General features: G+C 31.8%; 30 protein-coding genes. 4 read left to right on the top strand and 26 right to left on the bottom strand.

What is annotated here, in order from left to right; genetic code table 11:
* Window positions 1-86 precede the first annotated feature (86 nt).
* Together SSP_RS06815 and SSP_RS06810 are read right to left on the bottom strand one after the other, a co-directional pair.
* A complete protein-coding gene (locus SSP_RS06815) occupies window positions 87-290 on the bottom strand; it encodes a DUF6501 family protein (protein WP_002483310.1) in 204 nt (67 codons plus the stop codon).
* Window positions 291-304: 14 nt separating this feature from the next.
* Complete coding sequence (locus SSP_RS06810; protein WP_011303120.1) at window positions 305-1117, bottom strand: hypothetical protein; 813 nt, start codon at window positions 1115-1117, stop codon at window positions 305-307.
* A gap of 217 nt (window positions 1118-1334) precedes the next feature.
* Here SSP_RS06810 and SSP_RS06805 point away from each other — a divergent pair, with 217 nt between their 5' ends.
* Complete coding sequence (locus tag SSP_RS06805; protein ID WP_011303119.1) at window positions 1335-1535, top strand: hypothetical protein; 201 nt, start codon at window positions 1335-1337, stop codon at window positions 1533-1535.
* 814 nt (window positions 1536-2349) lie between these two features.
* Here the strand turns inward: SSP_RS06805 and SSP_RS06795 are convergent.
* The 6 genes from SSP_RS06795 to SSP_RS06770 all read right to left on the bottom strand — a co-directional run bounded on the left by SSP_RS06795 (window position 2350) and on the right by SSP_RS06770 (window position 7933).
* Complete coding sequence (locus tag SSP_RS06795; protein ID WP_048787360.1) at window positions 2350-3165, bottom strand: ATP-binding cassette domain-containing protein; 816 nt, start codon at window positions 3163-3165, stop codon at window positions 2350-2352.
* 11 nt (window positions 3166-3176) lie between these two features.
* A complete protein-coding gene (locus SSP_RS06790; protein ID WP_011303116.1) occupies window positions 3177-3734 on the bottom strand; it encodes a dihydrofolate reductase family protein in 558 nt (185 codons plus the stop codon).
* Between the two features lie 176 nt (window positions 3735-3910).
* Window positions 3911-4918: a Gfo/Idh/MocA family protein gene (locus SSP_RS06785; RefSeq protein ID WP_011303115.1), complete on the bottom strand. Its 1008-nt coding sequence runs from the start codon at window positions 4916-4918 to the stop codon at window positions 3911-3913.
* Window positions 4919-5065: 147 nt separating this feature from the next.
* Window positions 5066-6094 carry a Gfo/Idh/MocA family protein gene (locus tag SSP_RS06780; RefSeq protein ID WP_011303114.1) on the bottom strand — a complete coding sequence of 343 codons (1029 nt, stop codon included), beginning with the start codon at window positions 6092-6094 and terminating at the stop codon, window positions 5066-5068.
* A gap of 217 nt (window positions 6095-6311) precedes the next feature.
* Window positions 6312-6977, bottom strand: coding sequence for a sugar phosphate isomerase/epimerase family protein (locus tag SSP_RS06775; RefSeq protein WP_011303113.1), 666 nt, complete (start codon window positions 6975-6977; stop codon window positions 6312-6314).
* Between the two features lie 89 nt (window positions 6978-7066).
* Entirely contained in the window at window positions 7067-7933 is an 867-nt protein-coding gene (locus SSP_RS06770; RefSeq protein WP_041784807.1) for a sugar phosphate isomerase/epimerase family protein, read from the bottom strand.
* A gap of 120 nt (window positions 7934-8053) precedes the next feature.
* Here SSP_RS06770 and SSP_RS13170 point away from each other — a divergent pair, with 120 nt between their 5' ends.
* Together SSP_RS13170 and SSP_RS06765 are read left to right on the top strand one after the other, a co-directional pair.
* Complete coding sequence (locus SSP_RS13170; RefSeq protein WP_011303111.1) at window positions 8054-8290, top strand: cupin domain-containing protein; 237 nt, start codon at window positions 8054-8056, stop codon at window positions 8288-8290.
* 12 nt (window positions 8291-8302) lie between these two features.
* Window positions 8303-8929 carry a helix-turn-helix domain-containing protein gene (locus tag SSP_RS06765; protein WP_011303110.1) on the top strand — a complete coding sequence of 209 codons (627 nt, stop codon included), beginning with the start codon at window positions 8303-8305 and terminating at the stop codon, window positions 8927-8929.
* Window positions 8930-9088: 159 nt separating this feature from the next.
* Here the strand turns inward: SSP_RS06765 and SSP_RS06760 are convergent, their stop codons facing one another.
* Window positions 9089-9544, bottom strand: a complete 456-nt coding sequence (locus SSP_RS06760; protein ID WP_011303109.1) for a LysE family translocator — start codon at window positions 9542-9544, stop codon at window positions 9089-9091.
* 243 nt (window positions 9545-9787) lie between these two features.
* On the opposite strand from SSP_RS06760, the gene SSP_RS06755 reads away from it, so the two are divergent.
* Window positions 9788-10336, top strand: coding sequence for a helix-turn-helix domain-containing protein (locus SSP_RS06755; RefSeq protein WP_011303108.1), 549 nt, complete (start codon window positions 9788-9790; stop codon window positions 10334-10336).
* Between the two features lie 149 nt (window positions 10337-10485).
* On the opposite strand, the gene SSP_RS06750 is transcribed toward SSP_RS06755, so the two are convergent.
* The 17 genes from SSP_RS06750 to brxA all read right to left on the bottom strand — a co-directional run bounded on the left by SSP_RS06750 (window position 10486) and on the right by brxA (window position 26534).
* A complete protein-coding gene (locus SSP_RS06750) occupies window positions 10486-10647 on the bottom strand; it encodes a hypothetical protein (protein WP_225791490.1) in 162 nt (53 codons plus the stop codon).
* 294 nt (window positions 10648-10941) lie between these two features.
* Complete coding sequence (gene sucB / locus SSP_RS06745; RefSeq protein WP_011303107.1) at window positions 10942-12216, bottom strand: dihydrolipoyllysine-residue succinyltransferase; 1275 nt, start codon at window positions 12214-12216, stop codon at window positions 10942-10944.
* 13 nt (window positions 12217-12229) lie between these two features.
* Window positions 12230-15031, bottom strand: coding sequence for a 2-oxoglutarate dehydrogenase E1 component (locus SSP_RS06740; protein ID WP_011303106.1), 2802 nt, complete (start codon window positions 15029-15031; stop codon window positions 12230-12232).
* A 200-nt stretch (window positions 15032-15231) separates the two neighbouring features.
* Window positions 15232-16557, bottom strand: a complete 1326-nt coding sequence (locus SSP_RS06735; RefSeq protein WP_370490730.1) for a HAMP domain-containing sensor histidine kinase — start codon at window positions 16555-16557, stop codon at window positions 15232-15234.
* A 26-nt stretch (window positions 16558-16583) separates the two neighbouring features.
* The gene (locus SSP_RS06730) at window positions 16584-17246 is read right to left on the bottom strand and encodes a response regulator transcription factor (protein ID WP_011303104.1); all 663 of its coding nucleotides are present in this window, start codon (window positions 17244-17246) and stop codon (window positions 16584-16586) included.
* A gap of 484 nt (window positions 17247-17730) precedes the next feature.
* Window positions 17731-18345 carry a phosphatase PAP2 family protein gene (locus tag SSP_RS06725; protein ID WP_011303103.1) on the bottom strand — a complete coding sequence of 205 codons (615 nt, stop codon included), beginning with the start codon at window positions 18343-18345 and terminating at the stop codon, window positions 17731-17733.
* A gap of 12 nt (window positions 18346-18357) precedes the next feature.
* Entirely contained in the window at window positions 18358-19434 is a 1077-nt protein-coding gene (locus tag SSP_RS06720) for an undecaprenyldiphospho-muramoylpentapeptide beta-N-acetylglucosaminyltransferase (RefSeq protein ID WP_011303102.1), read from the bottom strand.
* A 10-nt stretch (window positions 19435-19444) separates the two neighbouring features.
* Window positions 19445-19954, bottom strand: coding sequence for a GNAT family N-acetyltransferase (locus tag SSP_RS06715; RefSeq protein WP_011303101.1), 510 nt, complete (start codon window positions 19952-19954; stop codon window positions 19445-19447).
* Between the two features lie 21 nt (window positions 19955-19975).
* Window positions 19976-21451, bottom strand: a complete 1476-nt coding sequence (locus SSP_RS06710) for a S41 family peptidase (protein WP_011303100.1) — start codon at window positions 21449-21451, stop codon at window positions 19976-19978.
* 155 nt (window positions 21452-21606) lie between these two features.
* Window positions 21607-21828, bottom strand: a complete 222-nt coding sequence (locus tag SSP_RS06705; protein WP_002483292.1) for a YozE family protein — start codon at window positions 21826-21828, stop codon at window positions 21607-21609.
* Entirely contained in the window at window positions 21828-22328 is a 501-nt protein-coding gene (locus SSP_RS06700; protein WP_011303099.1) for a PTS sugar transporter subunit IIA, read from the bottom strand. The genes SSP_RS06705 and SSP_RS06700 overlap by 1 nt, the downstream gene beginning before the upstream one ends.
* A gap of 14 nt (window positions 22329-22342) precedes the next feature.
* Window positions 22343-22771, bottom strand: coding sequence for a peptide-methionine (R)-S-oxide reductase MsrB (msrB, locus tag SSP_RS06695; RefSeq protein WP_002483290.1), 429 nt, complete (start codon window positions 22769-22771; stop codon window positions 22343-22345).
* On the bottom strand, window positions 22764-23291 hold the full coding sequence (gene msrA, locus SSP_RS06690; protein WP_002483289.1) for a peptide-methionine (S)-S-oxide reductase MsrA: 528 nt from the start codon (window positions 23289-23291) through the stop codon (window positions 22764-22766). The genes msrB and msrA overlap by 8 nt, the downstream gene beginning before the upstream one ends.
* Window positions 23292-23421: 130 nt before the next feature.
* Window positions 23422-24261 carry a DegV family protein gene (locus SSP_RS06685; protein WP_011303098.1) on the bottom strand — a complete coding sequence of 280 codons (840 nt, stop codon included), beginning with the start codon at window positions 24259-24261 and terminating at the stop codon, window positions 23422-23424.
* 10 nt (window positions 24262-24271) lie between these two features.
* Complete coding sequence (locus SSP_RS06680; protein ID WP_011303097.1) at window positions 24272-24757, bottom strand: dihydrofolate reductase; 486 nt, start codon at window positions 24755-24757, stop codon at window positions 24272-24274.
* A gap of 94 nt (window positions 24758-24851) precedes the next feature.
* Window positions 24852-25808 (bottom strand): thymidylate synthase, encoded by a 957-nt coding sequence (locus SSP_RS06675; protein ID WP_011303096.1) that lies wholly within the window; start codon window positions 25806-25808, stop codon window positions 24852-24854.
* A gap of 291 nt (window positions 25809-26099) precedes the next feature.
* Complete coding sequence (gene brxA / locus SSP_RS06670; protein ID WP_002483285.1) at window positions 26100-26534, bottom strand: bacilliredoxin BrxA; 435 nt, start codon at window positions 26532-26534, stop codon at window positions 26100-26102.
* Window positions 26535-26543 lie beyond the last annotated feature (9 nt).

The following is a 26543-nucleotide window of genomic DNA, read 5'->3' as shown; positions in this document are numbered from 1 at the left end:
CATGAATCGTTAATCGTTCGTTTGCCCTAGTCTTATTAGAAAAATATTATAAATACGCAAACAGTGTTCTGCATACAGTGCTCAGTTTAAACTTCTTTAAAATAATCTTTATAATAACCACCGACAAGTCCAGAGTTATCTATAATTTGATAATATTCTTCAGTTTCATTGATAACATCATACTGCTTACCAATTGTTAACATATCAGAAACAGTAAATTTTTGTGCATCTGTATGTACGACTTCTACTTTCTTTATAGGTGTATTATTTTTCCATGTTTCATGTAACATAATATATACCTCGCTTATTCTTTGATTTCTAATGTTAATATGAAAGTGATACCACTTTTTTCACTAATTCTAAGAGATTTTTCGCCATCTTGATCTAATGATTGATAAGGAATGCCTATAGATTCTAGTTGTTGTAATGCATTCTGGAACTGTGCCTTAGACTCTGTAGCGAATTCAATTTGTTCAAGGATACCATGTTCAGGCATTTTAATCTCTTCGGAGGAAGCATATAAATGCAATTCTCCACCTAAACCACCTTCTCCTATACGAAATACTTGTACTTTATAATCCGCATCTGGATGTGGTGCATATTCAGCAAAGTGTGTTAAACCGAATACTTTATCTAAAATAGATTGAGTTAATAATAATTCATTGACCTTAAGTAAAACAGGACCTAACCCTTGAATTTGATGTAGTGGGTTGACAGTGCTATCAAATGTAGGCATACCTAAAGGCGCACCTATATTATATTCATTTGAATAAATATTAAAAGACTGATTATTTTGATCTTGAAATTCAAAATACTTATGTCCATTCAAATCTGTTACTTCACTATGCTCAATATGATGCTGATCTAATATAGTTTTATACTCATCTAGACCTTCATCACTTGGAATTCTCAAACCAATATTTTCAATATGATTATCATCATTTTGATATTTTGGAATTTCTACAAAATGAATACGTGTCCCAGAATTGAGTTCAGCGTCTCCAAAACGTAAAGCATTGCCTTTATCAGCAACATTTAATCCAAGTATGTCTTTAAATAAAGTCTTAGTTTTTTCTAAATTATCTGTCCCGGTTGTTACACTTCTTAGACCATTCATGATATTAACCCCTTTATTTACCACTTTTCAATTTATTATAACGTATTTTTAATGTGATTAATATGATGATGTTTGTTAGTAAAGAACGTTTTATGAATTTTTAAGATTATACATTGGACGTTTTTAAAATATGTATTAATATAAATATATAACGTATTTAAAATTTTTAATGAAAGATTAAAAAATAGATGGAATATGATATATAGGAGGTAGAAATATGACTGGTGTATGGATTGTTTTTGCAATAACGGTACTTATTGCTGTTTATTCTGGCATCACTTTCTTTTCTAATTTAAATAGTAAAGCGAAACAAAAAAATGCCAATGCTAAAAGTGTTAAGAAGAATAATATATATGGCATAGTATTCTTGATCTTTTTAATTATTGCCATTATAGAATTATTTGTTTATATAGCGTAAATACTTTAATTTCATATTGTTAAATTAAGGTTTAACTTTATGAAAATGATTAAGCATGAAAATAGCCCATCGATTACTTGTTTAAGTGAGCGATGGGCTATTTTCATTCTAGTATTTCTTTTTATATAAATATATTAAGGGGCAAAAAGCAATAAATTGGTAAGCAAATGAAATTAACACTAGTACAAGAAAGTTAAGGTCATATATTTGTATTGAATCCTCTGTTAAATAAGATAATAAATTATTGATCGGTGGTAGTATCCATAATATCCATTTTGTAAAAGGAAGGTTATTAACTATTATTATTTTGATTAATGACACAATAATGAAAAATACAGTAATCAGCCACCAGTAAGGTTTAAAAATAATATTTGTATTTGTTATGTAAGTACCTAACAAAATACCAAAACCTCCCATAAGTATGTGGATGATTAATCCTATGAAAAATAAATTGAGTGTCATTGATTTATCAAAATTACCAAGTAATATTGGATAAAATAGAGATATGATGTTTAGCGTAAATACTATAAGAAATATGTAAGTCATTTTAAAAATTAAATACTTGAGTTTTGAAGATAATTGAATATAAAATACATACCGTTCATTAATAGAATCAGTTTTGAAATTAGTTATAGTCAGCCAAGTTGAAATGATATATAGGCCTACTGAAGTCGATCCATAACTAGATAAAATAGGAATGTCCGTGTATATATAAATACCAACGACCCAGATTAAATATAAAAATATAGGTGCAATGAATTGAAATGATTTAATAAATTTAATATTTTCATATTTTAAAAATGTTAGTAACATACTACTCGTCCTTCACTTCTAGTATTTTATAATTATGCTTGATTAAGTTATTCAAAATAATATTTGTATCATTTCTATCTATGTATATTTTTATTGAATTATTATTAATATTAATTTGATTATGTATTTTCTGAGCTAATACTTGAGGAAAACTGATAGATGCATTTTTAGAAGTCAAAAATGTAATAGCTTTAAATTTAGGGTTTGTATTTATTGTCTTAAATTTGCCGTTATGCAAATTTAATTCATGTGTTGCAAATGATTGAACGATATTGCTTTCATGAGAAGTCAAAATAATTGTTTTTGTTTTTGACAGTTTTTTTAATAAAGAAATAAAGTTACTCTCTGTTTTTTTATCCAAGCCATTAAATGGTTCATCAAAAATAAGTATTTCTCCATTTGATAACAATGCTTGTATGATATTTATTTTTTGCAATGTCCCTTTTGAAATTTGGTTTAATTTATCTTTTTCAAATGAAGATAAATTAAATGATTTACTATAATATTTCCAATTATGGTCATAGTTATTATTTAAGTTTTGTATCGTTTCTAAAAATGTATGGACTTTTATTTTTAAATTATTTGGAAATTTATCAGGCGCATAGGCAATACGACCGTTAGTCTGAATCTTACCTTTTGTTGGTCGTATTAATTGTGCTATTAATTTTAATGTAACACTTTTTCCTATACCATTGTCGCCCTTGATTAACGTAATGGAACCTTTTGGTATTTCAAAAGAAATATTAGAAACAATATATTTATTATTAAGCTTTAAGGAAACATTTTTCGCATTGACTGCTACATTCAAACTTATCATTCCTTTTTATATTAATCTTTACTATATATCAATTGAACAACACCACTTTTAAATGTGTTTGTTTGTACGTGGGATAGATTAAGTTGTTTATGGATATTTTCAAATAGTGGTTTACCTGTCCCTAGTACAACGGGATGGATGGATAGCCGATATTCATCTATGAGGTCGTGTTTAATAAATGACGTAATGAGCTCCGAACCACCATACAACCATATATCTTTTTGTTGTTGTGTTTTGATGTCATTCACTGTTGTATACATGTCTTTAGGTTTAATAAATTGTGTTTGGTCATGGTTGGAACGTGTTTGGTTGGTAAATACATATTTATTTTTGCTATGAATTAATTGCCACATCAATTGATCATCGTTTTCTTGTTCATCATCAGGCGTATACGATCCCCATAAGTCATAGCTTTTACGACCATAAATGATAGCGTCAATTTGGTTTAAAAATGCAGTGAAATTCATCTCAGGCTCCATGATACACCAATCAATTTCTCCATTTGGTCCTTCAATAAAACCATCTAAAGTAACAGCTAAATCTAATATGATTTTGGAGTTGTTATTCATGTAAACAGCCTCATTTCGATAAGATTATATCAAGTGTAATGGAAGTTCTGTTCAAATATCAATTAAAGTGTGTACATTTAATTGCAACGTTTTAAATATATTAAACCAACATCGATGAATAAAAAATGGTAGCATCGTCACGTAAGAACGATACTACCATAGAAAATTTTGAGGTATTAAATACTGTCGAATTGTACTGTTTTAAGTGATTCTGATGATTTCTGTATGGCATCAATCATAGCGATAGAAGTTAATGCATCCTTTGGATGAACGTAGTTATTACTATCATTATTGATGCAGTCATAAAAGGCATTAATTAATTTTCCGTGACTTGGCCCGTAATACGTTTTGTTACCGGTCATTTTTTCATCTTCAGCAATTTTTATCTTTTCGCCCGCTTCATTAAAACGAGTAAGTATATTATCTTTGATTGTAAATTTTTCATTTTCAAAGATAATCTGTAATTCAACATTTGAATTTCCGAAATTCGCATTTGTAGCAAAGAACATACCATTTGCTTTGTTTTCAAACTTGATATGTGCAGAGGCAGTATCTTCCACTTCAATATCGTAGTCCAGTAACTGAGAAACAGTGCCTTTGATTGATGCAATTTTTCCACATAAAAGTTGAATTAAATCTAATGTATGAATGGATTGGTTAATAAGCACACCACCACCTGCAGTAGCCATTTGACCACGCCATGGTTTGTCTGTGTAGTATGATTCAGGTCTAAACCACGTAACTAATCCCTTTACACCAATCACCTCTCCATACGTTTTACTTTCAACAATTTCTTGTAATGCTTGGAAAGTAGCATTATATCTATTTTGGAAACATATACCAATTTTAATATTCGGATACTTTCGTTGAAGCTTTACGAGCTCGAGTCCTTCTTTAGCATTTACCGCTAATGGTTTCTCCTGTAGCACATTAATTCCATTTTCTACGCATGTTGTTGTAGCCGAAACATGCAAATAATGTGGTAAACAAATATGAACACAGTCCAACGTTTCAGAATCTATCATGGTTTGTAAATCATTATAATAATTTACATGTGGTACTTGTTGACTCAATTTTTCATTTTCATCACAAACAGCGACTAATTGTGCTTTAGTACTATTTTGTATCGCGTGGATATGTACATGAGAAATATCTCCAAGACCAACAACAGCTACTTTAAGCATCTGACCATCTCCATTGATTATAAGTTATGACAAATTATTTCTCTGAATTGATTTTTTCTTGTAATGCATTTTCAAACTCATTTGGATCCACTGGTAGTGAAACTTCCTTGCCTAACCAGCTAGACAAGTACATGGCGTTTACAAAGTTTACACATTGATACCATCACTACCTGGTGCGATTAAAGGTGTCCCGTCTAAGATGTTTGCTGTAAAGTTTTCTAAAACACTTATATGCTGTTGGCCCCACACACTTTCAAATTCAAATGTTTCTTCTTTATAAATATCGCCCATACCATTGCCTTTGAAAAGCTCTGCCACTTCTTCCCAAGTCATGTCTTGGTTCATTTGTGTTTCTGATTGATTCAAGCTCTTCAATGTGATTTTTTTGCTATCTTCTACTAAAATTTTACCTTTATCACCAGTGATTTCTAAACGGTCAGTACCGATAATGTCATGCGTACATGTGATGAATACACCCGTTGCCCCATTACCGTAATCTAATACGGTTGTTACATCATCATCTACATTTAAATCTCTTTGATAGCCGTATTTTACATTAGCGTAAACTTTTTTAGGTAAACCACATAGCCATTGTAATAAATCAATCTGGTGCGGTGCTTGGTTTACTAGTACACCGCCACCTTCACCTGACCATGTTGCTCTCCATGAACTTTGGTCATAATAAGCTTGTGGACGCCACCATGTCGTAATAATCCAATTGGTACGACGAATTTCACCAATTTCCCCGTTATCAATTAAAGATTTTACTTTTTGATAAAGTGGATTTGTTCTTTGGTTGAAAAAGATTCCAAATGTTAAATTTGGCTTTGAAGCGGCTAAATCACTTATTTCTTTTACTTTTTCTGCATAGATATCACCAGGTTTTTCTAGTAATGCATGAATATCTCGAGATAATGCCTCTTTTCCAATTTCTGTATGCAAGTAATGAGGCACTGTCGTTACAATTGCATCCACATCCCCACTTTCTAACATATCAATATAATTGTCGTAGAAAGGTACGTTGGGATATTTTTCTGCAGCGACTGTTCTTTTCTCTGGATCAATATCACATATTGCGCCGAGTTCTAAATTGGCTATTTTATTATCATTGATAAAACCTGCATATGTTCCACCTTGTGCACCTAATCCTATAATACCTAAACGAACTTTATTCATTATGCATTCTCCTTATATTCAATATTTTTTAAAATATCTAAAAGTGCTTCGTATTGCATTTGATAACCTTCCGCACCATCTTTTGCTGCAGTATTTTGAATAGTCTCTGTAGAATGTTCTAATTCTAAATCTTAAATCACATCAAAAACGACAAGATGCGGTTCTAAAGTTAAGAATCCTTGATAACCACCGTCGATGGCTTGTTTTAGAATAGATGCTATTTGACCATCACCAGTACCACATTGATACTATCTTCATAAACAGCGTCTTTTATGTGTATGTACTCGATATGATTTGATAAGAGATCATAACATGCTTGTGTATCTTCGCCACATTGTACAAAATTAGCAAAATCAAAAATAGCTTTAAAATGAGCTGAACCTACTTTATCAAGGATGACTTTACAACGACGTGCAATATCACCAAAGATGTCTTTTTCATTTTCGTGCAATAAAATAATGTTGTACTGTTCAGCTATTGTTGCAAATTGTTTTAATTTAGAAATGACATCTGATTCGTAATCATCAAAATTGTCCTCTTTTGGAATATAAAAGCTGAAAATTGGTATATATTTACATTCAAGTTCATTTGCAATTTCACACATTGTTTTTAATATGGATAGTTGTTCTTGAAAAGCTGCATCATCTTGAATATAAATTTTACCTATAGGCGAACCTATAGATGATACACCAATATTCCATTTTTTTAATTTGGGTAAAACCGTTGTTCGAATTTTATCAACTGTAAATTTACCGATATTTTCGCCATCAATACCACGTAATGAAATATAGTTCATGCCTAATTCATTAACTTTTTGTAATTGTGTTTCGAAGTCAGACGATATTTCATCAGAAAATCCGGATATTGCGATATTTTTTAACATAAGAATGAATCCCCCTTTAATCAAAAGTTTGTAATCGCTTTCAAAATAATGTATAAATTGATTCTATTTTTATTAATATATAGCCCTGATTAGAACCAGTTTTTATATCCCAATTCTAATAAATGATCTCGACTGGTAATTAGGCAATCGTATGAATCAGCACCATGTAACTCGTCTTGTTCAACGAAGAAATACTCACTGCCACTTTCACGACCTACTTCGATAATTTCTTTCAAAGGTAAAGTACCTTCGCCAAGCTCAGCAAACTGTGTAATCATATGTAGCATATAATAAAGTTTTTCTTGACCCTCACCTGGATATTGAGCCATATCAATTTCACCAACGCGATAGTCTTTTAAATGAATTGCACGAATTCTATTTGCGTAATTTGGTATAACTTCAATTGGGTTTAGACCTGCACGCCAAATCCAATGCACATCTAATTCAAAACCTAAGTATTGTGTATGATCACGCATTAAATCAAGCATAAATTGTCCATCGTAACGTACAAATTCTATATTATGTGCATGATAATATAAATCAATGCCTTCTTCTTTTAAACGTGTTGCATATTCATCACAGATTTTAGCAAAATTTAAAGTACTTTCTTTTGATCCCATATAGTTCATGGGTAACATGCCAATTCTTAATATTGTACAATCCACAGCTTTACAGGCAGCAACAATTTTATCGAAATCATTCTGCAAAGTGTCACCCGAATATTTTTGATCTTCAGATATATCTTCGACTCCACAAGACATGGAAGCAATATTGATGTCATAATCTTTAATTGCGCGTTGCATTTCAGAAATATTATGCGCTGTCATTTCAATTTGTGATACTTCAACTGCATTGTACCCAAGCTCACTTAATTTTTGTAAGACTGTATAAATGCCTTCTTCTTCAACCTTTTGCTTAAGCATCATCATTTGTACACCAATTTGAGGTTTAGTCAATTTAGTTCATCCTTTCATTATTAAATACCTTTAAGTGTTATAATGTTATTATAAATTATGTGAAAATTAGCAATATTGTAAAAACGTGAAAAAAGATTGTTTTTTGAGAGGAGGGCTTAAATGATTGGAGATAAGGCAATAAAATTTCAATTTGATTCAATCTCATTGCCATACGAAGGTGAATATGCAGCATGTCATAAAATCAGTGATGGTCATTTTGGAAATGAACTACATTATCATGATCATTATGAAATATTCTTTTCATTATCTGGGAACTTGCTTTACGCAATTGAAGGTAGAAAATACAAATTAGACGTTGGCTCAATGCTTATCATTACACCTTATGAATTTCATTAATTAAACGAACAAATGGATGGACACGCAGAACGTATTGGTTTGCGTTTTGATTCCCAATTATTAGAAAGACTGTCTAGTGAATCTGTGGATTTAACTCAATGTTTTGATACACAGTCATCTCAATTTAAAAACTTACTGCAATTAAATGAGTCACAAAAAAGAGAGTTATATTATTTATTGCAGGGATTAATTAATGAACAAGATAATCAAAAATTTGGAAAATCACTGGCAGAAGAAGCAATTTTAACGCAATTTTTTATACTATTAAATAGAATTTTCATAAAGAACGAATCACCAACGCATAATGATGATCCAGAAGCACAACTTGTTCGACGAGTATTAGACTATATGGAATTACACTATGCAGATCAAATTTCGTTAGAAGATATTGAAAAGAAATTTTTAGTTAGTCGTTATAAAATAACACAACATTTTACACGTTTAGTTGGCTACCCACCTTATCGCTATTTATTAAATAAACGACTTCAAAATGCGCAACGTATGTTAAAAAATGGTCATAGTCCACAACAAGTTGCAATACAGTGTGGTTTCAGTGATTATTCTAATTTCTACAGAAGATTTAAAACATCTTATGGTTGTAGTCCAAGAAAATATTATCAGCAACATTTAACGTCATGATGCATAAAAGCATATGAGGTTATCAGTCGCCTGTAATTAGAATGGTATTTATTGTGGTGATTATTGAACAAAATTAAGCAGTAGCTATGATGATAAAAGACCAACAATTTAAGGAGATGTGATGAAAGTAAATGCATTACACTACTCAGCTTCCGTAAATTAATGTAGAACAATGCTAAAAGCTACATAAATTAACAGGCATGACATAATAATATTAAATAGTAATTCATGTTTGGTAATCCATTCTTTTAAGAGCGTACCTATAGCAGCCCAACTCAAAGTACCTAGAAAGCCAATAAAAGCCAATAAAATTACTAAATTCAATTGCACTATCCAATTGGAATAATTAAGTGTCACAAAAGTTGAGATAACTGTTAATGCATAAATTACACCTTTTGGATTAATAAATTGAAGTATCATTGCATATTTTATATTACTATATTTTTCATCAAAGGATTTTTTTGGGCCACCGATTGAACTTATTAATACTTTATAAGCTAAATATAAAAGATAAATAAAAGCAAAAATTTTCATGTATATTTCAATTTTAGGAAAAACTGTATTGAGTGATTCATTAAAAATGTTGGATAAACATAGTAAAGCTAAAAAAACCAATCCAACACCTAATGAAAAACGAAATGCTTTTTTAAAGGTTAAATTTTGCGAGAAAAACAAGGCATAATATTGTTTGGACCTGGTGTAAAGCTTGCTACAACAGCATAAACCAGCATGTTGAGTAGTAACAACGCACTCCCCCCCTATCGTGAAAAACGTTATAAAGTTTTTAAATGCGTTATAACGTTTGTACTTTAAAGTATACTTTATGTGCGTTATATTGTAAATAGAGGTGTTTAAAGAATGAAAGAAATTAATGATATTATTGCTGAAAATTTAAAACTCTATAGAAAACAAAATGGATATTCACTGGAACATTTATCGTATCTTACTGAAGTAAGTAAAACGATGCTAGGACAAATTGAACGTAAAGAATCTATACCATCTATTACGACACTTTGGAAAATAGCTAATGGTCTAAAAGTTTCATTTACTGAGCTTACTCAAGAAAATGATGAAATCATTAGAAAGATCACTTTGAATGATATTCAACCTTTAGCATCAGAAGATAATAAATATCAAATTTATCCGTATTTTAAATTTGATATTGAGAAAAAATTCGAAAGCTATATGGTGCTTATTGAGCCTGGAGGGACTATGAGCGGTGAACCACATGGATCTGGCACTATGGAATACATAACCGTATTTGATGGCACATTGACGCTTATATTAGCAGATGAGCAATTTATCATTAAAGAAAATGAATCAATAAAGTTTAATGCGAATATGTTTCACAATTATGCTAATAACCATGATACAACGATTCGTATAAATATGGTTATACATTATTAACAATAAAGGCATCGACACCACTAAAATGTGGAATCGATGCCTTTGTTTTATAGTATATAGAAACAGTCTATTAGGATTAACGATTATCATATTGACTTGTTTATAATGCCGCTATTTAATTTATTAAACGATTAAAAATCATTTCTTTTTTATTGATAACCCCAATTAGTACCTTGAAACACGTAATTACCAGCGGCATTTTTTACAGATTTTATATTTATATAAACACCTTTACTTATATCTAGGGCTGAACTAGCCATAGCACCTAGGAGACTACCAATAGAACCACCTAAAGGATCGCTTGTAGCCAAAGTTGTGAATAATAATTTTTTCAAAATCATTCCATCTTCTCTACTTAATTATTTATATCAAATATATTATATCATTTTATAATGTAAGCGATTTATTTTTTGCTAAGTGTTTGATTTTATTTCATAACTGTTGTAATATGCCTGTTTTTTGTCACAAAATACAAGCTAGTAAATCAAAGGACTCATAATTTAGGAAAGATTCCGTGTGTATTTCAAAAATGCATAAATACATAAAAAATACAACGACGTTAAACGCCGTTGTATTAGGGTTAGTAAACTATTTTGTGTTGTGGATTAAGATTCTAATAGTAAATCTTCTGGGTTTTCAATTAATTCTTTGATTGTTTTTAAGAATCCTACTGCTTCTTTACCATCGATAATTCTATGATCATAGCTTAATGCAATATACATCATTGGGCGATTTTCAATTGTATCTGCATCGATAGCAATTGGACGCGTAATAATTGAGTGCATACCTAGAATTGCAGCTTGGCTACCATTGATAATTGGTGTAGACATCATTGAACCAAAGATACCGCCGTTGGTAATCGTGAATGATCCATTAACCATGTCGTCTAAACCAAGTTTTTTGTCGCGTGCTTTCTTCGCTAAGTTGCCAATTTCATCTTCGATTTCAGCAAAGTTTTTCTTATCGCAATCTCTGACGAAAGGTACAAGTAAACCATCTTCTGTAGATACGGCAACTCCAATATCATAATATTGTTTAGTAATCATATCGTCTCCATCAATTTCAGCATTGACTTCAGGATATTTCTTCAATGCAGCAACTGCAGCTTTTGTGAAGAATGACATGAAACCAAGTTTAGTACCGTCGTGATCTTTAATAAATTGTTCTTTTTTACGTTTACGTAAATCCATAACATTTGTCATGTCAATTTCATTAAATGTAGTTAACATAGCTGTGTTATTAGAAACTTCTAATAATTTTTTCGCTGCTGTTTTCTTACGACGAGACATTTTTTCTCTGATTACAGGTTTTGATGGATTTTGTTGTGTTAGTTTTTTCGTTTCTTCTTTAGCAGCCGGTTGTGCTTGTTGTTGGGTGCTTGTTTGAGTTTGGCTTTGATCAACATGTTCTTTTCTAACTACATCATTTGAAGCTGCAGCTATTTCAGATAAATCAATACCTTTTTCGCGTGCGTATTTACGTGCAGATGGTGTTGCATTAACGCGTTGGTTATTATCTTGTGATTTATCATCTGTATCATTGCTAGTTGCTTCAGCTGGTTGCGCTGATTTGTCGTCTGTAGATGTTTCAGTTTCTTGTTTAGGTGCTTCTTGTTTCGCAGGTGCTTCTGAAGTGTTATTACCACTGCCTTCACCTACAACTGCAATAGCTTGGCCTACTTCAACCGTATCGCCTTCATTTGCTAATAATTCTTGAAGTACACCAGCTTCTTCTGAAACGACTTCAACGTTAACTTTGTCCGTTTCTAATTCAACGATAGCTTCGCCTTTATCAACGCTATCACCGACTTGTTTTAACCATTCTGCAATGGTACCTTCTGTTATGGATTCTGCTAATTCTGGAACTTTTACCTCTGGCATGCTTAACTTCCCCCTAGTTAATGTTTGTACTTTGTTCTATTATCATATTTTGTACGAGTTTGTGAATTTCACCGTCACCTTCAGCTGGCGCTGAACGTTGTATACGACCATGATAACTCAAATCGTATTTGTCTGTTGTTAACTCTTTTAGATAAGGATATACGAATGACCAAGCCCCTTGATTTTTAGGTTCTTCTTGTACCCAAGCTACATGTTCTAAATTAGGTAACTCGCTTAACAATGCATCGATTTCATCTGCAGGGAAAGGATACAATCTCTCTACTGCTACAAGTAAAATTGACTTATTTGGATTTTTTGTCAGATACTCTTTTAAATCAATAAACATTTTTCCTGAAGCTAAAATAACTTTTTTAACAGATGCTTTATCATGTGCTTCTGGTAAAATAGGTTCGAATTTACCTGAAGTGAATTTGCTGATAGGATCTGCAACTGTTTTATTACGTAATAAACTCTTAGGTGACATCACAACTAAAGGTCTCATAGATTGTGTACCTAAGTTAGCAGCTTGTGCACGTAATAAATGGAAATAGTTACTAGAGCTAGATAAATTAACAATTGTTGAATTATTTTCACCGGCAAGTTGTAAAAATCTCTCTAAACGTGCTGATGAGTGTTCAGGACCTTGTCCTTCAAATGAATGTGGTAAGAATAGTGTTAGCCCAGAACGTTCGCCCCATTTGGCACGAGAACTAAATAAGAAATTATCAAAAATCATTTGAGCCATATTTGAAAAGTCACCATATTGGGCTTCCCAAATTGTCATACATGATTTATTTTGAATATTATAACCATATTCAAAGCCCACTACTGCGGCTTCAGACAATGGTGAATTACGCACTTCAAACGTTGCTTTTTGGTCAGGCACATTGTGTAATGGAACATATTGTGCGCCTGTGTCAGGGTCATGTAATACAGCATGACGATGACTAAATGTACCACGTTCACTGTCTTGGCCAGTTAAGCGTATAGGTCTACCATTTTGAGTTATTGTAGCAAATGCTAATTGTTCTGCTTGAGCCCAATCAACTAATCCGTCTTCACTTTCAAATGGTTCTCTACGTTTTTCTAATACTTTGTTAAGTTTTTTCAGTACATTGAAATCTGATGGGTACGATAGCATTGCATCGTTGATTTCTTTGAGTTGTTCATAGCTTACTTCTTCATCTTTAGTTTGGATTGGTTCTGCCAGACTATCTGGTTTTTGCATATCTGGATTATCCATTTTATCGTTTTTATCGATTTTGTCATGAGCTGCACGTAATGTATTTTGAACATCATCAAAAATTTGATTCATTTGATTTTCAGAGATAATGTTTTCATTTACGAGTTGTTTACCGTATAGGATATCAACAGACTCATGCTTACGTATTTCATAATATTGTAGTGGGTTTGTGATGGATGGTTCGTCCATTTCATTATGACCGTAACGACGATAGCCGACTAAGTCAATCACGACGTCTTTGTTAAATTCTTTTCTAAATGCCATTGCAATTTCTATTGCTTCGATTGTAGCTTCAACGTTATCTGCATTGACATGCATGATTGGCACATCATAACCTTTAGCAACATCTGAAGAATATGTTGTTGAACGGCCATCTTCAGGTTCAGTCGTAAAACCAATGCGGTTATTAGTAATGATGTGAAGTGAACCACCTGTTGAATAACCTTCTAGATTACCTAAATTCATTGCTTCAAAGTTAATACCTTGACCTGGGTAGGCAGCATCACCATGTATTAAAATCGGCATTGATTTTTTAAATTCAGTAGTAACTGCACCTGGTTTATCTGTTGTATCTTGATTTGCACGAGTCTTACCTAATACTACTGGTGCGACGATTTCCAAATGACTTGGGTTATTTGCTAATGAAATGCGTTGTTCACTACCGTAAGATTGCGTAGTTTTAACACCACCAAGATGATATTTAACGTCTCCAGTCCATCCTGAAGTTAATTGTAGGCTACCGTCTTCAGGTAAGAATTTCATAGGATCTATGTGCATAAATTCAGAAATCATCATTTCATAAGGCTTTTCTAATACGTGGGTTAATACATTTAATCTACCACGGTGTGCCATACCTATTTGAATATTTTGTATGCCTTCATCGCTCGCAATTCTTAATGTCTGTTGAAGCATTGGTACTAAAGTATCTACACCTTCAATAGAAAAACGTTTTGCGCCTACGAAGTTTTTATGAAGATACTTTTCAAAACCTTCAACATGAGCTAAATTTTTAAATAATTCAATTTTTTGATTGTCATTCAATGTTGCTTTGTATGGAGTTTCAATTCTGCGTTTTAACCATACACGTTCACGATTATTATTGATGTGCGTATATTCAAAGGCGATAGGACCTTTGTAGCGTTTTTCCATACGCACAATCGCTTCATAAGCATTATCATATATGTCTTTAAAATGTTCAGACACAATACCTGCTGAAATAGATTCTAATGTTTCTTGATCTAAGTTGAAGTCTTCCATGTTTAATTTCGGTACGTTTTCTCTTTGAGGTCGGTTTACAGGATAAATATCTGCCAATAAATGCCCATATTGACGAATGTTATCGATTAGGCGCATAACACGTTTGATTGTGCTATCTCCTTTAGTCACATTTGATTGACCTTCTGTGTTTGTTGCGATGTTTGCTTCACCGTTTTTAATTGTACTAAATAGGACTTGTAAATCTTCTGGAACTGCACTAGGATTGTCTAGATATATGTCATATAAGTCTAAAACATATCCAAGATTTGCTCCGAAATTTACAGGTGCCTCGGAAACCTGACTTTCGTTGCTCATATTACACCCTCCACAAAATAGTTGAAACGCTTACAAATCAATAATAGCACTTATTATATACAAATTAAAGTACCAATAGCGCACTTATTACTAAAAAAGCAGAACCTTTTTTTACTTTGGTTCTGCTCATAAGTTTTATATATAATAGGGTAACATATATGTTGTTAGAAAAAACATTTTGCACCAATTAGTTTTGAATGTTAAAAAGTAATCTTAAACGTTGTATATTTATCAACTTCACTATCGACATGTATAGTACCATTATTTAGTTCTATGATTTTTTTAGCGATAGATAATCCCAATCCATTACCACCTAATTTGCGAGAACGTGATTTATCAACTCTATAAAATCTATCAAAAATAAATTCTATATCTTCTTTAGGTATACCCACACCGTGATCAGTAATTTCAATAGAAATTTGTTTGTTTCTCAACTTTGTTTGTATCTGAATGTATTTATTTATCTGATCATATTTCATAGCATTATCAATAAAGATGATCAACATTTGTTCAAATTGATAACGATCAATTTTTATGTTTAATGGTTTAGGAAACGCATCGAATTCAAATGTATAATCACTGTGCAATTGTGATAAAGATTTAATTCGAGATGCAATCTCTTGATTTATCTCAACATTTTCAATTTCACCGTCTCTACTGTTATTATTGTCTTTTGTAAGTAATAATAGTTCTTCTACAAGTTTTGTAATTCTTGTCATTTCTTCTAATGAAATATCTAAAGACTCTTCTAATATAGCAGCATCTTTTTTACCCCAGCGATTGATGAGATTAAGATGGCCTTGAATGATCTGTAAGGGAGTACGTAATTCATGTGACGCATCTTCGACAAATTGTCGCTGTTGATTAAAAGATTCTTCCAATTGGAGCATCATCTCATTAAATGTCACAATTAAGTTGTCTGTTTCTTCGTAATTTGTACTTAATTCTACTTTTTCTTGGAAACCATCTCTTCGAATTTGTTGCATCTTATTCGACATCAATATTAATGGTTTTGTAATTTGCGAAGAAAAGAAATAACTAATAATTGCAGTTATAAACGTTGCTATCACACCAAATATTAGAGCGATAAAATATAAAGAGTTTACAAGTGCTTTATAGTCTTCTAAAGAATGCACTATCACACTGTAACCATTAAATTTTGGTGACTCAATATGATCTGTGATGATGAGATAATCTTTTTTGTGATCACTTTTAACTGCTATACGATTTACATTTGTCGGTACGATATTCGGAGAAAACGTAATGGAGTTATCATTTGATGTTTCCATTAATTTGTGACCATCTTCATTAAATAACATGACTTTTTGAAAATTACCTAAGGATGCATTTAAATCAAGTGGTGTGACGTGTTCAATTTGTTTAGATTCAAATAATTTAACTATATCTTCCGAACTACGTTCAGCCTCATCTACTTCATTATGTCTTAATGAATTACTGAGGAAGAAAATGATTATGATGCTAAAAAGAAAAATGGTTAAAAACGTAATCGTCGTAGTAATCAACATCCATTTAGTTTTAAGTTTACGTTGTTTCATTGTCTTACCACGTACCCTACACCGCGTACTGTTTCGATACACTTATCTTTACCAAAGGGTTTTAATTTGTTTCTTAAATATCGAATGTAAACATCTACTACATTTGTTTCTACTTCTGTATCGTATCCCCATACGTCCGTAATGATTTGTTCCCTTTGCAGAACGTGGTTTCTGTTTTCAACTAGTAAAAATAACAAATCATATTCTGTTTTTGTTAAATCAAGTGGTTGTCCATCCACAGTGACTTTAAAAGCATCTTTATCTATAATGATGCCTTTGATATCGATTAGATTCTTTTGTGGTTGTCTTCGTAACATAGCTCTGATTCTTGCTAATAATTCTTCTATATCAAACGGTTTAACGATATAATCATCCGCACCGTAATCCAAACCAGCCACCTTATCGTAAGTATCACTTTTAGCAGTGATGATAATGATAGGTGTAGTTTGATTTTGACGAATCTGACGACAAATTTCTAAACCATTTATATTTGGAAGCATTAAGTCTAAAAGAATTAAATCATAAGTATTTGATAATGCTTTTTCTAAACCAGGCTTCCCATCATATTCAATATCTACGTCATAATTTTCATGTTCAAGTTCAAGCTCTATAAAACGCGCAAGGTTTTGCTCGTCTTCTACTATTAAGATTTTTGTCATATGTAGCACCTCAAATTATATATTATAATAAATGCTTGTTTGTAGAAAGTTATTGTATAAAAATTTCAAAATGTTTTTAAAATACTTCATGATTTTAATCCCTTTTATTGTAATATATAGGTATTTCATAAAATTTGAAAAAATTATTCGAATTTAATTGACAATCATTCTCGGTGTTGTATAATGTAATTGAAAATGATTATCAATACCAAAATAAGACATTCCCCCCACACATATTTCGTTCTTATTTGGATTGATCATTTTCAAAAATATCCCCTTTTATATGCCCGTAAAAGACTAACGTTGCGAGACAACGTGAATATAAAAACCGGTTTTACATTGTAAAATCGGTTTTTATAATAAATTTTGACACATAAAAGCAGTTAGATGAATTTATTCACCTAACTGCTTTTTTAATGTGTTTTTAAATAAATTATAAGTTACATCAGACACTATGGATGCACATAAGTTGAATTGAATGGAATTATACTTGCAATTTATGGCGTAATATTAATGTTGATAATACGACACAGAATGCGCCACCAATAATACCTGCTATAATATCTGTAGGATAGTGTACACCAAGATAAACTCTTGATGACGATATCATAATGATAAATAAAGCTGAGAGACCAATCATAAAGGCTTTAGATTTACCCTTCATAACTCGATTGGCGATATATATCGTACCTCCAAAGAATGCTGTAGAACCCATCGCATGACCACTCGGGAAACTAAATCCTGAGATATCAATAAGTCGAAGTAGCGTTGGACGTTCTCTATCAAAGATATTTTTAAGTAATGGGTTTAATGTACTCGATAAACTCATTGCAATTGCGAAAAATAAAGCCTCAATATTTAAACGTTTTAACATTAAATAAGCAACGAGCAACAGAGATAAACAAACCATTGCCCAAACTTCTCCAACTTTGGTTACACCGAGAAATATCGTTGTGGTGATGAAACTTTCAGAAGAATAAATGAACTCATATACTTCATTATCAATCCACTTTCCCAGTCTTGATTCGTGGAAGAATGCAATGATGCCAAATATTAACGTAAAAATAATGAGTAATGATATTCTTTTCCAACGACTCATTGCATGTACCTCCTATTCGCTTAAAGCATCGTTTATTATCTTTTGGAATAAATCCTGACGCGTAAAGCTTTCTTTATATGTTTGCATTTGTTTAATGATATCATCGCGATTGGTTTCAATTTCTCTCAATTGTGTTTTTAATTCATTTTCAGTTAATGTATCTTCGAGAATTGTTTTACCAAATCCTTTTGATTCAAAATGTTTAGCATTGTCAATTTGGTCGCCACGTGATTGATCTAAACCTAAAGGAATTAATAACATTGGAATGCGTAGCGCTAAAAATTCATAGATAGCGTTAGAACCAGCACGACTAATCACTGTATCTGTAATAGCAAGTAAATCCGTTAAATCATCTTTAACAAATTCAAATTGAATGTAATCTTTAGTGCCAACATATGAATTGTCTAATAGCCCTTTTCCAGTTAAATGAATGACTTGGTAAGTCTCTTGAAGTGTCTCGAGATTTTGTCTTATAATGTCATTCAATTTTTTACTGCCTAGACTGCCACCCATGACTAATAATACTTTTTTATCATTATTAAATTCTGTCAGTTGATAACCTCTATGTTTATCTCCAGTTTTTAAGTCTTCTCTCACTGTTGCACCAACAAAATCTGCTTTATCTTTAGGTAAATAATTTAATGTATCTTCAAAGGTAGTATATATTTTTTTAGCGAATTTTAATGAGATTTTATTTGCTAAACCAGGTGTTAAATCAGATTCATGTATAATCGTAGGGATTTTTAAAGATTTTGCAGCAATAACGACTGGTACTGAAACAAATCCCCCTTTAGAAAATAGTAAATCAGGCTTTTCTTTTTTTAGCACACTTCTAGCATCTAATACACCTTTTAACACCTTAAATATATCTTTAATATTATCCCAAGAAATATACCTTCTTAATTTACCACTAGATATAGAGTGGTATTTAATTGAAGGTAATTGAGATTCAATCATTTCACGTTCAATCCCATTTTTTGATCCGATATAAAAGGTATCGTATCCTTCTTCTATTGCAGTTGGAATCAAACTTAGGTTTACGGAAACATGTCCAACTGTACCTCCACCGGTAAATGCGATTTTCGTCATAATATAACCTCTATTCTTCTAAATTTTTATAATAGGCATAAAATGGTTCACCTTTATTAAAAGGATGATAATCAATTTTTGCTTCGCCTACTTTGCTAAAGCCAAATTTAGTAAACAGTCCTTGTGCGCGCTTATTTAAAGCAAATGTATCGGTTAATAACACATGAATATTATGATCCAGTGCTAAATTAACTGCAAAATCAAATAGTTGCGTTGCAGTACCTTTATATTCAGATGATCCTGCCAATCTATGAATAACATAGGCACCTTTTCTGTCAATTGGCCATTCTAATTCATCATACCATTCTGATTGCTGTTGGTCGACAACTATAAAAGCATAAATAATAGAATTTTCTTCTAGAACAAAAAGTGTGTCTTTTTCAATATCTTCTTCAAAATGTTCTTCTAAAGGATATTGTTCATCCCATTGATTGTTGTTGTCTTGCTTCATAATAGTTTTAGCTTCTTCTACAATGTTTAAAATACTAGATAAATCATTTTTATTTGCTTTTCTAATCATAAACCGATGACTCCTCTTAAATTAATTTAGTTTTTTTAAAAGCTCATTTAATACCGTGTCTTCTTTGTTTGCTTTTTCAACAAGTTGCTGTGTGAATTTTTCATTCGTTGACTTGTTAAATGTGCCATTTACATCTAAATTATTTTTCTTTTGGAAGGATTTGAGGGCATCCTCTAGTTCGCTATCAAATTCAGTAGAATGATTATTAATATGATAGCCTAATACATTCAATCCCACCTTCATTGTTTTAACATTTTTATCATCGTCACCCAACTGATATGTTTTATTGCTTGGGATAACATTTAATGATTGATATGCAGGTTCTTCTATTTTCTTATCAGGAGTAATGCCTTTTCCATGAATATAATGAGATTTTGGCGTTAACCATTTCATATTAGTGAATTTTAATAATGAACCATCTTCAAATTCTCGTGTAGTCTGCACAATGCCTTTACCAAATGTTTTTGAACCATAAACTTTGGCTTTATTATAATCTTTCATAGCACCTGTGAAAACTTCTGAAGCACTAGCTGAGCCTTTATTTACTAAAATAGAAACATCCATATCTTTGGCTTCTTTTGAGGCATCATTTGAAGCCTTAATTGCTTCTTTATGTTTGCCTTTTTCTAATTGAACAACTGTTTCATTTTTATCAATGAAAATGTTTGCCATTTTAACAGCTTCATCTAATAAGCCTCCAGGATTATTACGTAAATCCAATACAATTTTACGGATGCCATCTTTGTGTGCTTTAATGATGGCAGATTTTAATTCGCCTGATGTACTATTTTGGAATTTATTGATAGTAAAGACACCGACATCGCCATGTTTTTGGTATTCAACACTTTTGACATGAATTTTATCTCGTTTTATTGTGATGTCGTGAGCTTGCCCACCGCGTTCAATGGTTAGTGTTACTTTTGTACCTTGTTTTCCTCTAACTTTTTTAACAATTGCTTCTAAAGGCTGTCCTTTAATCGATTTACCATTCACTTTAGTAACCACATCTTTAGGCTGAATTCCGGCCTTTTCAGCAGGTGATTGTTTCATAGGGCTTGTAATTTGAATTTGATTCCCTTTCTTTTGCATTTCAGCCCCAATACCTACAAAATCACCTGATACATCTTCATTAAATGATTTAGTTTCTTTTTTGGTCATATAGTCTGAATAAGGGTCATCCAATTTTTTTACCATACCATCAATCGCTGCTGTCCCCAGCTCTTCTGAACTAGTATCTTTATAGTATTCATCATCTAGTGTTTGATAAACTTGCTCTACTTTTTTCATCTCATCACGTTGATCACTATTTAAACCACTTGTCCAATGACTGATGCCAATCGTTGCAAATACTGCAATCATAGCAGTTACAAGTATTGTAACTATTAATATAATAATAAAGTGACTACGTTTGAAATTTATTTGTTTCTTTGTTGATTGCGATGATGCTTTTTCATTTACTTCTTGATTCACTTCAGTTGTGTCTTTACTTTCTGACATTTAATCACTTCCAATACATATGTAAAAAATTAATATTGTAAAAAATCATTACAAATAAAATGAGCTGGGATTGAATCATTTAGATTAATCCCAGCAACAAATGATACCTTATTATTTTAATATATTTTAATCGTGCTACTCAAATGTTAAAGTAATTAAAATTTTAACCATTCGGTATATTCCTCGTATAAATCATCAAAAACGGATAATGAAATAGTATAATGCCCTTGTGTTTCTATATAATCTGACAGTATATGAAAGTCTTTTTCATGTTTTGGAAAAGATAAATCATCAAATATTTCTTCTGCTAATTCACCTTTTTCATCTTTACGCCCACGTGCTGTAAGGGCAAAATGATAAAATGAATGGTCTTTCATTAGTTCGTTGTCACATCAACAATTTTAGTTTCACCTTTAGTCAAAGTTGTTACATCAGCCACTGAAATAGATGCTGTGTTGTCAGAATTTGTGATAATAATTGGTGAAACAACTGATTTTGCATTTTCTTTTATATAGTCTAAATCAAATTTTAATAATGGGTCTCCAACGTTAACAACGTCGCCACTTTCAACTAGAATGTCAAAGCCTTCACCATCTAATTGCACGGTATCAAGACCAATATGAACAAGTAATTCTAGGCCATTTTCAGCTTTTAATCCAATAGCATGTTTCGTTGGGAAAACATTATCTACCTTACCATCGATTGGTGAAACAACTTCACCTTCTGTTGGATTTATACCAAAGCCTTCACCCATCATTTTTTGAGCAAATACTGGATCTGGTATATCTTCGATTTTTACATATTCCCCAGTGATTGGTGCATAAATCGCGCTTTCTTTATTGACCTCTTTGCCTTTACCAAATAATTTTTTAAACATAATATGTTCGCTCCTTATTTTTCAAAATGTGGTATTAAATCTCCATATCCTAGTTCTTCTAATTTTTCATATGGTATAAATTGTACAGCTGCTGAATTAATGCAATATCTCAGACCGCCGCTTTCTTTTGGTCCGTCATTGAATACGTGACCTAAATGGCTATTTGCATCTTCAGAACGTACTTCAGTGCGCACCATGCCAAATGTTTTGTCGACTAATTCAACGATTTCTTCATCGGCTAATGCCTTAGAAAAACTTGGCCAACCACAATCTGATTCGAATTTTTCTTCAGAAGTGAATAATGGTTTACCTGAAATTTTATCAACGTAAATACCTTTTTCAAAGTGGTTCCAGTATTCGTTTTGAAATGGCGGTTCTGTACCATTTTCTTGTGTAACTAAATACTCCATTTCATTTAAATCATTTTTATTCTTTTTAATCATTTTGTTTCCCCCAATGCTTTTCTATAAAATTTTTCCGACCTGATCCACGTTGATACTGTTCATAATGCAATGGATTCTTTTTATAGTAATCCTGATGATAGGTTTCAGCTGGATAAAAATTTTTATATGGTTTAATGGGTGTAATGACAGGTTTGTTAAAGATACCTTGTTCATTTAATTGTTGAATTTTAGCTTCGGCTGCTTTTTTCTGATTTTCATCATGATAAAAAATAGCAGGCTCATAATGTTCTCCACGATCAAAAAATTGACCACCGTTATCAGTAGGATCAAACGTTTTGAAATAAACGTCTAATATATTTTCGAAGGAAGTAATTTCTGAGTTATAAGTAATTTGGACTGCCTCGACATGCCCAGTTTGATTTGTACTTACACTTTCATAAGTTGGGTTATCTGTATGTCCACCACTATAACCAGAAACAACGTTTTCGATACCAGGATATGAAGTGAATGGTTTAACTAAACACCAAAAACATCCTCCTGCTAATGTCGCATAAGCCATAATATACCTCCTATATCTATTTTGTCATAAAGTTACCATTATTTTAAGCGATTTGCTATGAAACTGTTTATATATTAAATAAGACCAATTTCATTTTGAGTATAGTCATAGCGCGCTTTGAAGTAGTACTTTATGATCGTAATACGACTAAACCGATAGCACCTTGTCCTGTATGTGTTGAAATGATAGGTGTTGTAACGTTCGTGTCGAATTTTGTAAAGTTGAACTCTTCTGAAAAATGTTTTTTTACTTTGTCTACGAATTCAATAATATTTGCATGTGCAATACCGATAGATTTTACATTTTTATCACCGATAAACGCGCTCACTTCTTTTTTGAGGAACTGAACACTTGCATTTTGTGTTCGAGAATTATGAATTAATTCAATCTTTCCGTCTTCGAGTGTTCCGATTGGTTTGATTTGCATCATATTACCAATTAAACCTTTCGTTTTGCTAATACGTCCGCCTTTAATTAATTGGTTTAATTGTCCTATAACAACATAAAGTTTAATGTTTTTTTGTAGTTCAACAATGTTTTCAACGATTTCATTTGTTGATAGTCCAGTATTATTCCAATCAACAATGTGTTGCACTTGGTAACCTAAACCAAAAGAAATAGACTTAGAATCAATGACAGTAACTTTACTATCAGTCATTTCGCTAGCTTGCAGTGCAGTCTGATAAGTTCCGCTTAAACCTGATGTCATATGAATGCTTATGATTTCAGAACCATCTTCGCCTAGTTCATCGTATAATTCAATGAACTTACCGATAGCAGGTTGACTTGTTTTAGTATCAGCATTTTCTTCCAGTTTTTGAATATATTCTTTCGACGATATATCTATTTGGTCAATGTAGGATTCACCATCAATTGTTAAATTAAGAGGTATCACATGAATATTATTTTCATTTAAATATTCATGTGATAAATCAGATGTTGAATCAGTAACAATTTTCTTTTTTATCATAAATTTCCTCCTATGAAGTTCCCTTGCGGATTAAATGTAAAAAGGTATGAGGAATCGTATTTTTTTCATCCAATACACCTTTATTTGATGATGCGACTTCCCAGTCTTTAAAAGTATATGGTGGGAAAAAAGTATCACCGTTATATTTATCTTCAATAACAGTAATATACATATCATCAACCTTATCTATCATTTCTTCAAATAAGGACTGGCCACCAAATATAAAAACATGGCCAGGTAAGTCGTAGATTTCTTCGAAAGAATGGATAACATCCACACCCTCTGGTTTAAATGATTTATTTCTAGTTAACACAACATTTCTTCTATTAGGAAGAGGTTTCCCGATAGATTCAAATGTTGCACGACCCATGACAAGCGTATTTCCAGTAGTTAACGACTTAACGTGCTTTAAATCACTAGGTAAATGCCAAGGCAATTGGTTATTTACGCCAATAACCCGTTGTTGATCATGGGCTACAAGTATTGAAAGTGTCATAATGTTCCTCCTAATATTGAAATGAAAACAGTTTAATATGAAACACAAAGTGCATTATATAATAAATTATTGATGTTTTTAAGTCATTTCCCATTTAAACTGCGATGGGTGCTTTAATCGCTGGATGTGATTCATAATCAACAATTTCTAAATCCTCGTAATCAATATCAAAAATAGATGCATCTGAATTGATATTAAGTGTTGGTGGATTATAGCTTTCTCGTGCTAATTGTGTCTCAATAGCTTCGATATGATTAGAGTATATATGTGCATCGCCAAAGGTGTGTACAAATTCTCCAACTTCAAGGCCACATTCTTTCGCGATGAGGTGAGTTAATAAACTATAACTTGCGATGTTAAAAGGAACCCCTAAAAAGATGTCTGCACTTCTTTGGTATAATTGACAACTTAATTTGCCATCTTGAACATAAAACTGAAACATTGTATGACAAGGTGGTAACGCCATTGTATCAATTTCTGTTGGATTCCATGCAGATACGATATGACGTCTTGAATTAGGATTCGTTTTAATTTGATTGATCACCGTTTTTAATTGATCATAATGATTACCATATTTATCTTCCCAATCACGCCATTGTTTACCATAAACATTACCTAAATCACCATATTTTTTAGCAAAATCATCATCATTTAAAATACGTTTTTTAAATTGGTTCATTTCGTCTTTATAGATTAGGTTAAAGGACTCGTCTTTTTGTGCCCTATGGCCAAAATCAGTCATGTCAGGTCCGTTATAGTCTTTGGATTGAACAAATTTTTCGAATGCCCACTCATTCCAAATGTTGTTATTATATTGAAGTAAATACTTAATATTTGTATCTCCTTTGATAAACCATAAGAGCTCTGTAGCAATTAATTTAAATGATACTTTTTTAGTTGTTAGTAATGGGAAGCCTTTTGATAAATCAAACCTCAGTTGGTGACCAAATTTTGAGATGGTTCCAGTATTTGTGCGATCATTCTTTTGTTTACCGATTTCTAAAATTTCTTCACATAATTGATGATACGCTTGATCAAAAGCATTTAACATTTAATCCACTCCTTCCAAAATTAATTTTATTTGTATCTTATTGGATAATTGTTATAAGTTAAAGGATTTAACATTAATTATGTAAAAATAATGTACTTTGAGTAAATTATACATCATTTTTTGTAAACGTTATACGCGTTAGTACTTATTTTTATGGAATAAATGCCAACTTACTATATCTTATTGGCTTGTTTAGACACAGTAAGTTGGCATAATGACCATTTAATGAATTTTTACGCTATGTTATTCAATACGATTTAACAGCGATATTTATATAACCATACGAACCATTTAGCAGTAATCGTCAAATGCGTCTTTAATGTCCATACAAATATCTTGAATATCTCTACCTTCAATGTGTTCACGAGGTATAAAATGTTTCAATTCTTGTCCTTTGAAAAGCGCATAGGATGGACTAGATGGAACCTGTTGAATATAATCACGCATTGTTGCAGTAGCTTCTTTATCTTGACCTGCGAATACTGTTACTTTATTTGTAGGTTTTTTATCATTTTGTTCTACAACTGTAACAGCCGCTGGTCTTGCTAAACCAGCTGCACAACCACATGTTGAATTAATAACAACAAATGTTGTATCGTCACTACCCACATTTGTCATAAAGTTAGATACTTCATCTGCGGTTTCTAAACTTTTGAAATCACGTCCAGTTAATTCACTACGCATTTGAGTTGCAAGTTCATTCATGTATGCTTCATATGCATTCATTTAAAACAC

Source organism: Staphylococcus saprophyticus subsp. saprophyticus ATCC 15305 = NCTC 7292 (genome assembly GCF_000010125.1).
Taxonomy (GTDB): Bacteria; Bacillota; Bacilli; order Staphylococcales; family Staphylococcaceae; genus Staphylococcus; species Staphylococcus saprophyticus.
This window is presented reverse-complemented; position numbering and strand designations above follow the sequence as displayed.